Here is a 16,019-nt window from a genome sequence, read left to right on the forward strand (position 1 = left end):
AATTTTTACAGGTAGCTTTCGACTGATTTATAATAAAATTACCATTTAGTTAAGTTTGAATAAGGGAGTTTACTTTTGGAGTAACTCCCTTATTTTTTTATTAATTTATTGTAAAGTGTAGATTTATTTTAGTTCAAAATCTGCTTCAAGTTCTGTAATAGAACTTCCCCCAACAAATACCATGAAGGCTCCAGGCTCAACAATAAAATTACCTTCATTATCAAAAAACCCTAAAATTTCATTATTTAATGTAAAATTTATTGTTTTAGTTTCTCCTACTTTTAATTCAACCAACTCAAAACCTTTTAATTCTTTTACTGGTCTTGTAATACTTGCAACTAAATCTCTAATATATAATTGTACAACTTCTTTACCATCTTTATTCCCTGTATTACTAACTTTTACGGATATTTTAACTTCATCACCTATTAAAAAGGAAGGGTTACTTATTTTTAAATCGGAATATTTAAATGTGGTATAACTCAACCCGTGACCGAATGGATAGAGAGGTGTATTTTCAACATCACTGTAATGTGACCAAAATACATTTTTATCCTTATCTACAGGTCTTCCCGTATTTTTATAATTGTAATAAATAGGGATTTGTCCTACATTTCTTGGAAATGTCATTGGTAATTTCCCACTAGGATTGTAGTCTCCATACAACACTTGAGCAATTGCATTACCTGTTTGAGTTCCTAATTGCCAAGCTTCAACAATAGCGGGAATATGCTTATCTGCCCAATTAATAGTTAGTGGACGACCATTTTGTAACACTAAAACAATATTTTTATTTACCTTAAAAACTTCCTGTAATAACTCTTGCTGTAAACCAGGTAAGTTTAAATCTGTTCTACTTCTTCCTTCTCCAGATTGAAATCCATGTTCTCCTAAAACCATTACTACAACATTTGCGCTTTTAGCCGCATCAATGGCTTCAGCAAATTCACTTTTATCAGTTGTATTAATTTTTACCTCGTTTAAAAAAGTAGCTTCTCCAATAATTACATCAGTACCTTTTTTATAAACTAAAGAATTTCCTTTATATTGTTGCATTCCTTCCAGAACTGAAACAGCAGTGTTGTTTTCAGATGCAATTCTCCAACTACCTAAAGGGCTATCTTTATCTGCAGCTAGGGCTCCAATTAATGCAATTTTTTGACCTTCTTTTTTTAATGGAAGTAAATTATTTTCATTTTTTAAAAGAACAATAGATTTCTTTGCCATATCTAAGACACCATCATTATTTTCTTTATTTCCAATAGTTTCTTTTTCACGATTTTCATCACAATACTTATAAGGATTTTCAAATAAACCTAATTCAAATTTTACACGTAAAATTCTTTTTACTGCATCGTCCAAAAGTGATTCAGAAACAACACCATCTTTAACTAATTGAGCTAATTCTTGAATATATGTATGGCTTTCCATATCCATATCTGAGCCAGCAGTAACTGCTTTTATTGCAGCTTCCCTTTTATCTTTTACATACCCCCAAGTAATCATTTCAGAAATTGAAGCCCAATCTGAAATTACAAATCCATTGAATTTCCACTTATTTTTTAAAATATCTCTTTGCAAGTATGAGCTACCAGTGACAGGCACACCGTTTAACTCATTAAAAGAATTCATTAATGTTCTAACACCTGCGTCAACTGCTGCCTTAAACGGAGGTAAAATAACATTATGTAATGTTGATGTTCCAATATTAACAGTATTATATTCCTTTCCTGCTTCAGAAAAACCATATCCTGCAAAATGCTTTGCACAAGCTGCGATAGTATTATCAGCAGCTAAATCATCGCCTTGAAATCCTTTTACTCTTGCCTCAGCAACTCTACTTCCCAAAAATGGATCTTCTCCTGCTCCTTCCATGACTCTTCCCCAGCGTGCATCACGAGAAATGTCAACCATTGGGCCAAATGTCCAATTTATTCCTGATGCTGAAGCCTCATTAGCGGCAATACTTGCCGATTTTTTTATAGCTTCTAAATCCCAGCTTGCAGCTTCAGCTAAAGGAATAGGACTTAATGTTTTATAACCGTGAATAACATCAAATCCAATAATTAACGGAATCCCCAATCTAGATTCTTCTGTAATAATTTTTTGAACTGCTTTTACCTGCTCAACGCCTCTAACAGTTAGCATAGATCCAACCCACCCTTTTCTAAGGTGCTCATATTTAAGTTCAGCACTACCTCCTTTTGGTGAAGGACCAGTAACATCCCAAAAACCATTGTATTGATTCATTTGACCGACTTTTTCTTCAATAGTCATTATTTTTAAAAGAGAATCAATCTTATACTCAATACTTTTTTTAGTATTGTTCGATGTTTGATTTTTTGCGTACTCACACCTTGTAAAAAATAAACTGATAGCAGTTAATAATAGTATTCTTTTCATTTGTTAAAAGTATTTTTAAACTGGGTTTAAAATATCACCAGCCATTATTTTTAATGATTTTTTTAAACCACATTGCTGAAGCTTTCGGAATTCTTTTAAGTGTTTTATAGTCTATATAGTTTATTCCAAATCTAACTGAATAACCAGAAGCCCATTCGAAATTATCAAAGAGACTCCAGGCAAAATAGCCTTTTAATTTTACTCCATTGGCAATTGCTTTATTGCAAGCCTCTAAATATTGTTTAAAATAATCTAACCTGTCAAGGTCATTTACAACTCCCTCTTCTTTTAATGTATCATTACAAGCAAAGCCATTTTCCGTTATAATAATATTGGGATGATTATATCTGTTACTAATCCATTCCAATAACTTGTAACAACCCCAAGGAACAACTGCCCAATTAAATGCAGTTAAAGTCCACTCTTTATCTTGTGATAATAATACATCTTGATCTTCAGAAATTCCGCCATTACCATAAACATTACTTACTTCCCCAGTATGATCGTCATTAGCAACATACATTGTTGTATAATGATTGAGTCCAAAAAAATCTGAAGAATTTTTAATTAATTTCTTTTGATTTTCAGTAAAATTTGGTAATCTATCACCAAGTCTATTTTTCATTACTTGAGGATAATCTCCTAAATAAATTGGATCTGCAAACCATCCTAAAAAGAATAGCAGAGCACGTTCTGCTGCATCAATGTCAGAATGATTTTTAGTAAGAGGCTCTCTCCAATCACCATTATTTGTTATTCCAATAGAACCTTTTTGATATTTAAATTTTGTTTTATACAAATTTACTGCTTGCGCATGTGCTAATATTAAATGGTGCCCTGCTAAATAAGGCTCAGAATTTGAAATTCTACCTGGTGCAAAAACACCTTGTCCGTAGCCTAAAATTGCTATAACCCAAGGTTCATTTAAAGTAATCCAATTTTTAACACGATCTCCAAACCTTTCAAAACAAACTTTTGCAAAGTTTTCAAAATAATTGATAATATTAGGGTTTAACCAGCCATCATTTTCCATTTGTAGTGCTAATGGCAAATCCCAATGGTATAATGTTACCCAAGGAACAATATCATTTGCTAGCAATTCATCTATTAAATTTGAATAAAATTGAATTCCTTCTTCATTTATTTCACCTTTACCCTCTGGCATTATTCTAGACCAAGAAATTGAAAAACGATAGGCTTTAAATCCTTGTGATTTTAATAATGTAACATCTTTTTTATAATGATGATAATGATCTATGGCAATATTTCCATTTTCATTATTTGTTATTCTGTTTGGAATAGTGCAGAAAGAGTCCCAAATAGATGGTCCTTTACCATGAGTATTATGAGCCCCTTCAATTTGGTAAGCAGAAGTTGCAGTACCCCAAATAAAATCATTTGGAAATTTAATCATACTCTTAATTATTTAATAAGTTTTGTTTAATATTCTGTTGTAAAACTTGATGCTGGCAAATTTACTTTATTAAATAAGTTTGAAACACTTGTATTTCCCCAAGCATATCGGACAAATTTTGGTGCTTTAACCCTTTTTGAAGAAATGGTTATTTCATTCTTCTTTAATTTTACTTTTGCCGTATAAAATATTTTATCTTCACCCGCAATTTCAAATAATGATGTGTTTTTATTTGTAAGATACAGTCCTTCAGCATTGTCAAAGTGAACAACAACATTTTTCTTTTTAATAGAAACTCCTTTAAATAAAGGTCCATTTACTTCTTTAAAATAGGTTTTATAATAATCTGCTAAAGCTAAATTTGCCAATCGAACTCCTACTGGTTTTTTATCTTTTGGATGAATATCATTTGTTGGTGAAACATCACAAATAACCACCATTCCAGATTTAGAAACCTTGTCTAAAACTTTACGTTGAGCATCTCGAATTTCTACACCGCCGAAATGATCTTTTCCATAATCATACGGTGCAATTTGAACATAATAAAACGGGAAATCATTTTCCCATTTAGCTCTCCAAGATTTTATTAATGCTTCAAGAGTTTTATCATAATTAGAGGCTCCAACATTTGATTCGCCTTGATACCAAAGCACACCAGCTATTTCATAACCAACTAACGGGTGAATCATTGCGTTATATGCTCGCGCAGGTTTAGTTGGCCCCCATTCTGTTGGTTTTAAATTATTTGCAGCTTCCTTCAAAATTTTATTTTCTTCAATTACCTCTTCTGGCATCCAAATTTCTGCTGGGGTTCCTCCCCAAGCTGAAACCATTAAACCTATAGGGACATCTTTTAAATCCTCTTGTAATCTTTGTGCAAAATAATAAGCAATAGCACTTGAATTTTTCATTGTTTCAGGGGAGCAAACGTCCCAATTTCCATGTAAATTATTTTGAGGTGAGATTGCTGAAGTTTTTGGAACTGTGAAAAAGCGAATAGTTGGGTGACTTGCATTTTTAATTGCTTCATCTCCATTTTTTATACCCCAAGCGGCAGACATTTCCATATTAGATTGCCCAGAACACAACCAAACTTCACCAATTAAAACATCTTTTAAAATTATCTCATTATATCCATTAATTTTAATGATATACGGTCCACCAGCATCTGGTGTTTTTATTTTTAACTCCCATAAAGCTTGATTGTTTGCTTTTGTTTTATATATTTCAGAAGTCCAAGATGGCTGTATAAAAACTTCTTCGTTTGGATTTGCCCATCCCCAAAATTTTACATCATCATTTTGTTGTAAAACCATATGGTCTGAAAATTGTGCAGGAATAATTACATTTGCAAATGAAATATTTACCGACAGCAATAATACGTATATAAATCTATTTAACATTTCAATATATTATTTAAGAATATTTTTGTAAAAAGGAGTTAATGTATCCGCGATATCTTTGTGATCGTCAATATTTGGATGTGTTGTACAACCATTATTATATGCCTTTTCTAATTCAAATATTAATATTGATCTATTGTCTTTGGCAAAATAATTTTGAACTTTTTCTAAACAAGAAATCAATAAATCATTTATTTCACCAGTAATCATCGGACTATTAAGTAAAACAATTTTAGTATTTGGATAACGTTTAAAAATTGTTTTTACAAAATCTATGTAGTTAGCGACGAACTTTTCTTTGTTGAAAGGTAAGCGAGGTTTAATTCCATCACCATTTGATAAATCATTTGTTCCTAAACAAATACTTACAATTTCTGGTTTTATTAAAAAATCATATTTTTTAGAATTATCTTTATTTAAATATAAATTTTCATAGACTTCTGGCATTATAGGTTCTTCAATGTTTTCATCATTCCAATTTCTATATATTCCAATTCCTGAAACCGAACTCAACATAAAATTAACATTTAGCGCTTTAGCAATTCTTGGACCATACGCTAAATAGGCATTATGCTGATCTAAATATTCTCCCTCGCCGCAAGGCACATAGCTTGGATCGGCTGCAGCACCACAAGTAACCGAATCACCTATAAATTCGATTGTACGTTTCTTTTTTTTGGGAACTGAAATCACTTTTTGGGCCTCAACACCATGAAAAATTACAGCTCCACTAGCTGCTTCAGTAGCTTTAAAAATTTGAATTTTATTTTGTTGGTTTTTAGATAAATATATTGAGATGTTTGTAATAGAATCTGAATTAATTTTATATCTTTTTTGATACTGTTCATTAATTGAAATAGCAATATAATTATGTGTATTATTAGCAGATTTAAGTTTTATATTTAATGAATTTCCTTCAACAATAAATTCAACTAAAGATGCTGAACTGATTAGAGCGACAGAATTATCTTGTAATATTTCAAACCTTCCGTAATATGTAAATAATTTGTTTTCAGGGGAATAAAAATTTAAGCTGCTGTTTTTATTCTTATTACATCCAATAAAAAAAACGAAAACTATTATTATAGTTGCAAAAATTTTAGGGAACTTCATATATAATAAATATTAAATATTAAATATTTAAAATTAAAAAATACCATATTAATATACTTCATCAAATTCATCAAAAAATGATACTATTTCTAATAAAATAAAAAAATAATCCGCTACTGATCTAAATTTATAGAACTCGTTTTATTCCTTCAAATTTTTCACGGTATTCACTTGGAGTTGAATTTTTGGATTTTTTAAAAACACGATTAAAATTAGCTATATTGTTAAAACCACATTTAAAACAAATTTCACTTATACTTAAATCTGTTTCAATTAACCATCTTGTTGCATAGCTTATTCTAGTTCCATTTATGTAATCTACAAAAGTTTTTCCAGTACGTTTTTTTATAAACCTATTAAATGAAACACTACTCATATTTACAATTTCTGACACTTCAGAAAGTAAAATTTTACGATGAAAATTCTCTTGAATAAAATCATATACTATTTTAATTTTATCACTGTTTTCAAAATTTTTGTTTTGTGAAGAGTAGGTGGAAAGCATTCTTTGATTTCTAGAATTTGCCAAATCTTGTAAAATTGAAATAAGTTCCATTAAATAATCAATGCTATCAATTTTTGAAAGTGCCTTAATTCTATCCTTCATTTCAAGAGTTATTTTCTTAGAAAAAACAATTCCATAATTTGATCTATCGAACATGTCTTTTATAGGTTTAAATATCCTTCGAGAAAGCATTTTACTATCAAATAAATCATTATGAAATTGAATAGTAATTTCATGAATCTTTTTATTTTTACAGTTATGTAATTCCCAACAGTGTTCTATATTTGGACCCACCAACACAAGTTCTAATTCTGATATTTCTTCTATACTATCACCTATTATGCGACGCACACCTTGACCATTGGCAATAAAATTTAATTCATATTCTGGGTGAAAATGAATAGGGAAATCAAAATCATCCTTAATACGGTCAAAAACTTGAAAACTATCTTCAGGAGCAAGAGGTGTAATTTCTCTATGAAAATCTTTAATCATACTTTTAAATTTAATTTGGACGTATTATCACTTTACAATATACTGCAAAATATATTAATTCTACCATTCTTTAATAGGACAGTGTGTGTTTTCTGGCTAAAAACGCATAATAAAATAGTAACAAGACACTTAAATTATTTTATTTGAATATTTTATATATAATTACTTTATAATCAATAACTAAAACTAGCTTGATTATATAAATTGATATTGCAATAGCCTATTAAAATGACACTATCCTAAAATCTGTGTAAGTTCAAAATTTCAGGGTTAAATTATTTAAAGTTTAATCCTGTTTTCAAATATAGCTAAAAATTGATTAAGTATAACTCTATTAAAAAAACATATAAAGAAATTCTAATATAAATGTATTTTTTATGTAACGTTAGAGCTTGGTAATAGAAATCTCTAATCATAAATGTAAATAAATAGTTTTTATCATTAAGCATTTACAAAAAAGCCCACTCAAAATCACTGTAGTGCATATTGCGAAAATTTCCAAAGAACAGTAAGTTTCCATTTTTACTTCTTATTTCTTCTTCAGTAAAATTTCCTTGAGTTCTATTTGGAGTAATTGCTATAATAGCAAATGTTATGGATATTAAATTAGCAATTGCAAATAATAGAGCTGAAATATAATTTTCAAAATGGGAAAAATCTTTACCTATTACACTTCCAATAATTAAAGATAGAATAATAGAGTTTACTGTAATCATTATTTGTGCTTTACCATCAACTATTCTATTTAATGTATAATGATTACGTGAAGTATTTCTAAAGAGTGTTTGTATTCCTCTATCGTCTCTATCTTTTGTTTTAATTAATTTCTTTTTTAAATTTTTGATTTCGACATCACTTATTTTAAGTTCTTTTTGTAGGATCAGATTTTTTTTATTCTCAATTTCTTTTCTTTCTTTTTTAAGTTTTTCTTTTTTGTGCTAAACTATGTTTATGACATATTCTGAAGATATTTTATAACTTTCTATAATTAGTATTAGCGTATCGAACCAATTAGTTTTTGATAGTTCGAAACCTTTTAAAAGCATTTGTTCATACAGAATTTTTAATCGACCTCTACCTTGACTCCCAGCAAAATCCATAATATTTGCATCGGCTAATATTTTTGATTCTAAATGAAGATATTTCTGATAAGGATATGCCTGAATAACAATTTCTTTTACTTTAGAGGCTGTTTGAGGTTCTAATCCTTTTTGTTGAAAAAGTACTATTATTTTGTTTAGCACCTTTTCATTATGACTAAAATCTAATGTTTTTGCTTCACTATTAGCATGTTCTAATGAAAAAGCACAATTAGCAAGCATTAATAAGTTAATATCAATAATTATAAGGTTGTTGTTTTTTATGATTTATGACATTCTTATCTATTCTATAAAAACGATTGATGTTGGTATAAACATTAGTTTTAGAAGTATCATTTAATAAACCTATTGTATATTCTATAATATTGCTAATAGAGTTCATAAAATTTCATTTATTATTCATTACTATAGTTTTCTAATTCTTCACCATATTATATTTAGTGATCAACGAGTGGAATTAAACTGCACCAACACCTGCAGCAATTGATTCAACTGTATTTTTTCTTCTTCTTAAGTTATATCCTTTTACAGATTCTCCTTTTAATAGTTTACGAATTAAAATTAATCTTCGATAATGGGTTTTTTCAAAACGTAAAGCTAAAGCGTAAATCATAAAAATTACTCCAGCTATAATAGAATAACCATATAAGACTTTTGTAGCAGTTAAAATAGCTTGTAATTTTGCTCTACCATAAACGGCAAGACCACCACCTTTTGGAGATAAGGTTATAGCATCTAAATGATGTGCAATATTTTCAAAGCCTTGTAATTGTAATTTGTAATATATCCAAGAATATATTGCGCCAGCAAAAGCAACGCTTACTACTGAGCGTACAACAATTGTTAATGCTACTGCAGCCAAAGTTTCATTCATATCAAAACCATCCAAGGCATAGTACCATATACTAATAAATAAAATAGTCATACCTAATCCGCGCAATATTTGAGGGAATATTAAATCTGAGATTTCAATTTGTGGACTTATTAAAAAATACATACTAACAAAATGCAATGTATAAAACAGAATACCTGAAATAATTAAAAATTTTGTAGGATAATTTTTTTTGTACCAATAAAAAGCATAGAACCCTCCTAAAATAATACCTGGAATCATCGTATAATTTAACAAGTTATTTGTAATTGAGTTATAGCCTAAAATACCAACTGTAAATGTGTTTTGAACAGCTGCAGATGCTAAAAACATACCTAAGCCCATTAATAACGTCAGTCCTTGAATAAAGTTTTTGCTTTTAAAAACACTTAAGGGAACAAAAGGTCTTTTTAAACCATTTTGTCTGATTAAAAATAATGTGAAAAATATTATAAATCCAACTGAAGACCATTGTATATTAGGTGAAGTGTACCAACCTTGTTGTTTTGCAAATACTAATACATAACTAAGTAATAAAAAAGAAATTATATAAAGTAAAATACTGAGCCAATCTATATGATATAAAGGTAGTTTTCTAGAAAACCTTAAGTTGTGCATAAAGATAACTGATATTAACACTAATATTAGTAGTATAATTACCATTATTACATACACTGATTGCCACTCTAAATTGTACGCAATTTTTGCAAACAAGTAAGAACTTAATTGAGCTATTGAAATACTTAAAGGGTAAAATACAGCATAAAATTTTGTTCTATCCCCATCTGGACTTATAATAAACATAATAGGAAGAATAAGTTCTATAAGTGCTATAATTTTAAAATATCCAATTACAAAATTTGAAAATATAATAACATAAGGATTTACAGTTGTAGCAATAACCATAGAAAATAAGGCAATTAACAACAAACTAGTAATCATTAATTCTTTACTTCTAAAGCGCATTTTAAAGCGTAATAAAAGGGGTAGTGCCGCTCCCATACCAATAAATGAAGCATAGTTTGCCCATGATAAATATTCAGAATATATTCCTAAATCACTCATCATTTCACTAAAATTTGCTGTATAAATACCACTAACTACCAAAATAGGAAATAGATACAAAATAATAAGCAATAACATTACAGGTTTAGGAACCCAATCTTTAAAAAGTCCTTTGTTATACATTGTTATTTTAAAGTAATATCAACATTCATTCCTACTCTAAGTAGTTTTAAATCTTCTATAGCGTTTTCTTCTGTAAAATCAATTCGAACAGGAATGCGTTGCTGTACTTTTACAAAATTACCTGTAGAATTGTCAACAGGAATAGAAGAAAGTCTAGAACCAGTTGCCGCAGAAATTGAAGTAACTTTTCCCATGTACTTTTTTCCGCCTAAAGCATCTACTTTAACATTTATAGCAGTACCAATATTTATGCTTTCCATTTGAGTTTCTCTAAAATTTGCTATAACCCATTTTTTATCACTCGTTATAATACTTGCTACTTGTTGGCTAGGATTTAACAGCTGTCCTTCGTTTACAATTCTTCTACCCATAAATCCATCATAAGGTGCAGTAATTATAGTATATGATAAATTTAATTTTGCTAATTCTAAAGCTGCTTGGGCTTGTTTTATACCTGCTTTACTCATTTCAATTCTACCAGCCATTTCTTTAAGTGAATAATCAACAGATTTTCGTTGCCCCAATAAGGATTTGTACTGTGCATTTGCAGCATCATATTGTGTTTTAACACCATCGTATTGTTGTTGGGTTACTGCCTCCTCTTTCAATAAATTTTCAAAACGTTTTAGGTTTTGCTCGGCATTCCATAAGTTAGATTCTGCTCCTGCTATATTTGCTTCAATTATATGTGTATTATTTGAAATGGTATTTACAGAAGATAGTGTTGTTTGTTCTCCAGCTAATGCATTTAAATAGGCTGCTTCTGCTTGTGTAACTTTAGCCTTTATCTCACTATCGTCTAAAATAACAAGCGTATCGCCTTTTTTCACTTTTTGATTTTCTTCAAATTTTATTTCTTTAATATAAGCTGATACTCTTGTATTAATTGGGTTTATATAGGCTTCTACTTGGGCATCATTCGTAAAATTTTTATCCCCTATATGAAAATAGTACTTTACAACAAGCATCAGCGCTGTAATTGCAACTATAAAAACCAATAGATTTGTATAAAAAACAAATCTCTTATTTTTGGTTGATTTTTTTTCTGTTTGAGTTTTATTATTTGACATTTATATTTCTTTTATAAGGTTTATAGTTCTCCAGTTGTTTTTAATAAATTATAGTAAGCGTAGATACTATTAATTTCTGAATTAACATATTGAAGTTCAGCTTCTAATTTAGCATTGCTGGCATCTAACATATCGGTTATTAAAGCTAACTGATTTAAGTACTTATTTTCAATAATTTTATAGTTTTCATTTGCTAATCGTTTGCTTTCAAAATAAGTAACCTTTTGCGAAATTGCTTCATTGTATTTTAAATATGCTGCTTTAATAGCTATCTGTAAATTTTGTTCTGTTAATGTTTTTAGTTCTTGTACTTGTTCTATTTTAAGTTTATCTAAAGCCTCTTTTTTAGATGTTTTGTACAGCGATTCTATATTGTAGTTTAATGATACTCCAACTTGCCAACTGTTGCTATACATATCTATTATAGGTATAGAATTGGTTAATGGGCGTTGCATGTTATAACCTGCAAAACCTGCTACAACAGGTAATTTTTCTGATTTTGTAATGATTAAACCTGTTTCTGCTAGTTTCTCTTGCAACTGAACTGATTTTATTAATGGATGCTTGTTTAAAAGGAGGTCTTGATAAGTATTAAAGTCTTGTAAAGAAGTATCTAACTTTAGCGTTTCATCTTCAGGAATAATTTCTATATTGTTAGGTAATCCTAATGCTGTTGTTAATTGGTAATTTAAAATAGTAATGTTATTATTTATAGTTACAACTGCCTGATTTAGTGAGGCTAAAAGTAAATCTCCACGAACAACCTCATTACGAGTTACCATTCCTTGCTTGTAAAAACTATTAACATTTTCAATTCGTTTTTGTGCTAATTTTATGTTTTCTAAAAAAACTTGTTTTTGGTTATATAACTTGTACAAATCCAAGTAGTTTGAAATTACTAAAAATTTAATAACAATGGCATCATTATCAACATTCAAATTTGCTAATTGTTCTTGTAAAGATCCAACTTTTATACTGTTGTTTATGGCGTTGCCTTTATAGATTAACTGTTGAGCTTGTAAAGAAAAGGTATTGCCAAAGTGAGGCATATCTACCGTAGTTTGTTTTGAAAAATCTTTATCTAAAATCTCCACATCACCAAGATACATTGCTGTAGCATTAAATGACACATTGGGTAATTGATTTTGTTTATAAATTTCAGTTTGTTGCTGAGCGATATCAACAGATTTTTTAGAGACTTTTAGTTTTTGATTGTTTTCTATAGCCAATTTAACAATCTCGTCTATACTAAACTTTTGTGAGTAGATTTCTTGAGAAAATCCTATACTATAAATAAGAATAAATAGTAAGCCAAGAAAATATTTTATTTTATACATTATTACGTATTTATAAGAATGTGCAAAATTACAGCTATTAGGAGTACTAAAAAATAGCAAATATTACTAAATAGATGTGTAAATGTATTCTTTTTTATTTTGAGTTCTAAATTGGGAAGGACTTAACCCGGTGTTTTTTTTAAAGAAATTACTAAAATAATATTGGTCATTAAAATTAAGTTCTGCTGTTATTTCAGTAATTTTTTTATTTGTAGAAGCTAATAAAAACTTTGATTCGGAGATTATTTGTTGATGTATAACTTGATTTGCTGTTTTTTTTGTTACATTTTTTATAGTTGCAGATAAATGGCGTATTGTAACTTTAAGATTTTTTGCATAAAATGAGAGGTTACGTTCATTTTTAAAATGAATAGAGAGTAATTTTAAAAACTCTAAAACTAATTCTTGTTTTCTATTTGTTTTACTTCTATTGTCAATATTAATTTGAGCATTTATAGCATCAAGTACTGTGTAAATTAAAACGGAAATAAGGTTTAAAACAATGGCTTTTTTAAAAGTACTATTGCTTTTTTTGTATACATTTAATTGAAGTAAATTTACTAATCCATCCAACTCGATTAGTGATGGTTTTGATATATTAAAGTGATTTAAATAATTAGAAATAAAAAATTGATACGCATCTAATCTATTAAAATCTAGTGAAAAATTATCAACTAAATCTACATCTAACGCAACAATATTAATTTCAAGATCAGGACTTACATTAATAAGTTGAAAAACGTTACGAGGAAAAGATAAATAAATATTGTTCTCTATTAATGTGATTTTTTTAAATGAATTTATAAACGAAAAGTATCCTTTTTTTACAATAAATATAGCTGTTTTAGAAGAAAGGTATGTTTTACTAAAACCAATTTCTTGTTTTAGGTTTTTTTCAGTTATAATTTTTATTTGTTCTTTGAAAATGTTAGACATTTTTATTTTTAATGTATTAAACAGAATAATTGATTTCTAAAATAAAAATACTCTTTTTTTAATGTGTAATTATACTAATTTATACATTCTTTTATAAAAACCATAATTTATCCTTAGCATCTTCGGGGATATTCCCATCAAAATTTGGTGCTATTTGTGCAACCATTTCAGGATATTTTATAGTTATAGGTACGTTTTGTTGTTTTAAAGATTTCCAATATAAACGACTGAATTGATATACTTGTTCAATTAATCCTTTTATTATGGTATTATCATCTAAAGCTCCTTCTGTTGGACTTGAAATTTCTATTTTAATTGGAAATGGATACCCGTCTCTATCATTATATTTTTGCATATTGGTATGACGACTGTTATTGAATAGTAAATATTGGTTGTATCCAACTCTAATAAATGTTCCTGATTTTGGCATTAATTTATTATACCAATTATTATCAAGTGCAATTAAATCTTCTGAATCTGTTTTGTTAATGTTTAAAATATATAATGGTACTTCTAAATTTAAACTTTTCATTGCTGCTAAAATGGGTTGTAAATCTTCATAACCCATTGTTTTATAAAAATGTATCACCACTTTATCTGAATGAGATATTGCATAAAATGTTCTTATTGCTTTGGTTATACTACCTGCTAAATCTATTGTTTCATAATCTTTGAAATATTCAAAACTGTTGAATGTTCCATTATTTTGAAAGCTAAAAGCACTACCAACATAATTAATGTCTTCATCTGTATTTTTAAAAGCACCTATACCAATTATTAATTCTTTTTTATCAGGTGTTTTTAGTTTCCAAGGTATGCCTTGTAGCTTTGCTAATAAGGCTAATGAAATATTACTTAATGTAAATTGTTGGGTGTAATCTTCAAAATTACCTACCATTTTTTCGTAATCAATTACTTGAGAAACTATATTGTTTTTTAGTAATAACTCCTTTGCTTTGTAATAGATTTTACGGTTGTTTATATCTTTATCATTCTTTGAAAATGGACTGATATAAATTGCAGCGTACGTTATTTTTTCATCGAAAACAATTTCTTCTAAACGTTGCTTTAGTGTTGTTAATATTTCATTGGGATTTTTAAATATAATGGCATTTTTACTTTCTGAATGAAAAGGTGTATCTAAAAACTTACCCATACCAGGATAGAATTTACCTGTGCCCTTTTGAAATTGGGTGTGTAATTCTCCAACAAAATCTTTATGATCTTCTTGAAAAATATAAAATACTTGGTATTTTTTAGGGCGTTCAAAACATTTATTACGAACCATTTCAATTTGAGGCATTCTGCCTGTACCATTGCGGTATTGTAATAGATTTATTTCAGGATTTACATTGTCTAAACGGTATTCAGGTACTTTTACCCAATTTTTAGAGCGAATGTCAATTATACTTCTAAAATCATCGTTGAATATTTCATTTTTAGTGAAACCGTTTACCAATTTCATATACGTTTTGTATTTATTATCTGGTTTGTCTAATGGTATTTCAATTTGATATTCATTGGCTAATTCTCTGTTTAGGATAGGGTAGGAGTTTTCCCATTCTAATTTATTCCAAAGTTCTTTTTCCCAATCTTTTTCAGTAGACATATTGTAATTAAATACAGTTTGTTGGTGAATGGCTGTTTTTATTAAGTCAGTTCTTGTAATTTCTTCTATTGATTTTTTTAGAATTTTAGTACTTCCATCGTAACTAATTACTAATTCTGGATAATGACTAACTTTATTAAATTGAATTTTTAATGAGAATTTATAATTGAGATTGTAAGGGATTTTATCTGTATTAATTGCAGGTAACCATACTTGCGTATCTTTAACAAAATTTCTCTTGCAGATAAAACCTTTTGCCAAAAAGTGTTTTTTTAATTTGAATTTAAGATATTGTTTGTATAAACGATTATTGAATTTGTCAAAAATAACTTGATGTGGTTTATAACCTTCGGCTGGAACATCAAATGTTGTATAAATTTCATCTAATTTATTGAAATCTGTGTTTGGAAAAGACTTTCCAATATCTTCTGGAAATTTTGTTTTGTAAATAGAGAAACACTCTCCAATTTCTTCTAAAGCAATGTATAAAGTTATAGCTTGTTTAGGGTAGTTAAAGTTAAGTACGTTAAAATATAAATCTTGGTTCATAGCGGTGAAATGGATTTTTGTTAAAG

Annotated in this window: 13 protein-coding genes; all 13 read right to left on the minus strand. The window is 28.5% G+C overall.

What is annotated here, in order from left to right; genetic code table 11:
• Positions 1 to 123: 123 nt before the first annotated feature.
• The 13 genes from bglX to IEW75_RS11245 all read right to left on the minus strand — a co-directional run bounded on the left by bglX (position 124) and on the right by IEW75_RS11245 (position 15,993).
• Positions 124 to 2,403 (minus strand): beta-glucosidase BglX, encoded by a 2,280-nt coding sequence (gene bglX / locus IEW75_RS11185; RefSeq protein WP_134246516.1) that lies wholly within the window; start codon positions 2,401 to 2,403, stop codon positions 124 to 126.
• 34 nt (positions 2,404 to 2,437) lie between these two features.
• Positions 2,438 to 3,817, minus strand: a complete 1,380-nt coding sequence (locus tag IEW75_RS11190) for a GH1 family beta-glucosidase (RefSeq protein WP_134246517.1) — start codon at positions 3,815 to 3,817, stop codon at positions 2,438 to 2,440.
• Between the two features lie 26 nt (positions 3,818 to 3,843).
• A complete protein-coding gene (locus IEW75_RS11195; RefSeq protein ID WP_134246518.1) occupies positions 3,844 to 5,220 on the minus strand; it encodes a sialate O-acetylesterase in 1,377 nt (458 codons plus the stop codon).
• A 9-nt stretch (positions 5,221 to 5,229) separates the two neighbouring features.
• Entirely contained in the window at positions 5,230 to 6,333 is a 1,104-nt protein-coding gene (locus tag IEW75_RS11200; RefSeq protein WP_134246519.1) for an SGNH/GDSL hydrolase family protein, read from the minus strand.
• A 127-nt stretch (positions 6,334 to 6,460) separates the two neighbouring features.
• Positions 6,461 to 7,333 carry an AraC family transcriptional regulator gene (locus IEW75_RS11205; RefSeq protein WP_134246520.1) on the minus strand — a complete coding sequence of 291 codons (873 nt, stop codon included), beginning with the start codon at positions 7,331 to 7,333 and terminating at the stop codon, positions 6,461 to 6,463.
• A gap of 449 nt (positions 7,334 to 7,782) precedes the next feature.
• Positions 7,783 to 8,235: a Pycsar system effector family protein gene (locus tag IEW75_RS16065; RefSeq protein WP_505744135.1), complete on the minus strand. Its 453-nt coding sequence runs from the start codon at positions 8,233 to 8,235 to the stop codon at positions 7,783 to 7,785.
• Between the two features lie 36 nt (positions 8,236 to 8,271).
• Positions 8,272 to 8,655, minus strand: a complete 384-nt coding sequence (locus IEW75_RS11215) for a hypothetical protein (RefSeq protein ID WP_134246522.1) — start codon at positions 8,653 to 8,655, stop codon at positions 8,272 to 8,274.
• A gap of 13 nt (positions 8,656 to 8,668) precedes the next feature.
• Complete coding sequence (locus IEW75_RS11220) at positions 8,669 to 8,815, minus strand: hypothetical protein (RefSeq protein WP_158283748.1); 147 nt, start codon at positions 8,813 to 8,815, stop codon at positions 8,669 to 8,671.
• Positions 8,816 to 8,890: 75 nt separating this feature from the next.
• Positions 8,891 to 10,492 (minus strand): MFS transporter, encoded by a 1,602-nt coding sequence (locus IEW75_RS11225; RefSeq protein ID WP_134246523.1) that lies wholly within the window; start codon positions 10,490 to 10,492, stop codon positions 8,891 to 8,893.
• Positions 10,493 to 10,494: 2 nt separating this feature from the next.
• Entirely contained in the window at positions 10,495 to 11,562 is a 1,068-nt protein-coding gene (locus tag IEW75_RS11230) for an HlyD family secretion protein (protein WP_134246524.1), read from the minus strand.
• 20 nt (positions 11,563 to 11,582) lie between these two features.
• Positions 11,583 to 12,899: a TolC family protein gene (locus IEW75_RS11235; RefSeq protein ID WP_134246525.1), complete on the minus strand. Its 1,317-nt coding sequence runs from the start codon at positions 12,897 to 12,899 to the stop codon at positions 11,583 to 11,585.
• 66 nt (positions 12,900 to 12,965) lie between these two features.
• Positions 12,966 to 13,835, minus strand: coding sequence for a helix-turn-helix domain-containing protein (locus IEW75_RS11240; RefSeq protein WP_134246526.1), 870 nt, complete (start codon positions 13,833 to 13,835; stop codon positions 12,966 to 12,968).
• A gap of 91 nt (positions 13,836 to 13,926) precedes the next feature.
• Positions 13,927 to 15,993, minus strand: a complete 2,067-nt coding sequence (locus IEW75_RS11245) for a Piwi domain-containing protein (RefSeq protein ID WP_134246527.1) — start codon at positions 15,991 to 15,993, stop codon at positions 13,927 to 13,929.
• Between the last annotated feature and the right edge of the window lie 26 nt (positions 15,994 to 16,019).

The organism is Lutibacter litoralis, assembly GCF_014646675.1.
In the GTDB taxonomy this organism is placed as follows: domain Bacteria; phylum Bacteroidota; class Bacteroidia; order Flavobacteriales; family Flavobacteriaceae; genus Lutibacter; species Lutibacter litoralis.

Bases quoted from the DNA above. Each gene is read 5' to 3' on its own strand.
- IEW75_RS11195 (WP_134246518.1), bottom strand. From the start codon at position 5,220: ATGTTAAATAGATTTATATACGTATTATTGCTGTCGGTAAATATTTCA.
- IEW75_RS11235 (WP_134246525.1), bottom strand. From the start codon at position 12,899: ATGTATAAAATAAAATATTTTCTTGGCTTACTATTTATTCTTATTTAT.
- IEW75_RS11240 (WP_134246526.1), bottom strand. From the start codon at position 13,835: ATGTCTAACATTTTCAAAGAACAAATAAAAATTATAACTGAAAAAAAC.
- bglX (WP_134246516.1), bottom strand. From the start codon at position 2,403: ATGAAAAGAATACTATTATTAACTGCTATCAGTTTATTTTTTACAAGG.
- IEW75_RS11200 (WP_134246519.1), bottom strand. From the start codon at position 6,333: ATGAAGTTCCCTAAAATTTTTGCAACTATAATAATAGTTTTCGTTTTT.
- IEW75_RS11215 (WP_134246522.1), bottom strand. From the start codon at position 8,655: ATGCTTGCTAATTGTGCTTTTTCATTAGAACATGCTAATAGTGAAGCA.
- IEW75_RS11205 (WP_134246520.1), bottom strand. From the start codon at position 7,333: ATGATTAAAGATTTTCATAGAGAAATTACACCTCTTGCTCCTGAAGAT.
- IEW75_RS11190 (WP_134246517.1), bottom strand. From the start codon at position 3,817: ATGATTAAATTTCCAAATGATTTTATTTGGGGTACTGCAACTTCTGCT.
- IEW75_RS11230 (WP_134246524.1), bottom strand. From the start codon at position 11,562: ATGTCAAATAATAAAACTCAAACAGAAAAAAAATCAACCAAAAATAAG.
- IEW75_RS11225 (WP_134246523.1), bottom strand. From the start codon at position 10,492: ATGTATAACAAAGGACTTTTTAAAGATTGGGTTCCTAAACCTGTAATG.
- IEW75_RS11220 (WP_158283748.1), bottom strand. From the start codon at position 8,815: ATGAACTCTATTAGCAATATTATAGAATATACAATAGGTTTATTAAAT.
- IEW75_RS11245 (WP_134246527.1), bottom strand. From the start codon at position 15,993: ATGAACCAAGATTTATATTTTAACGTACTTAACTTTAACTACCCTAAA.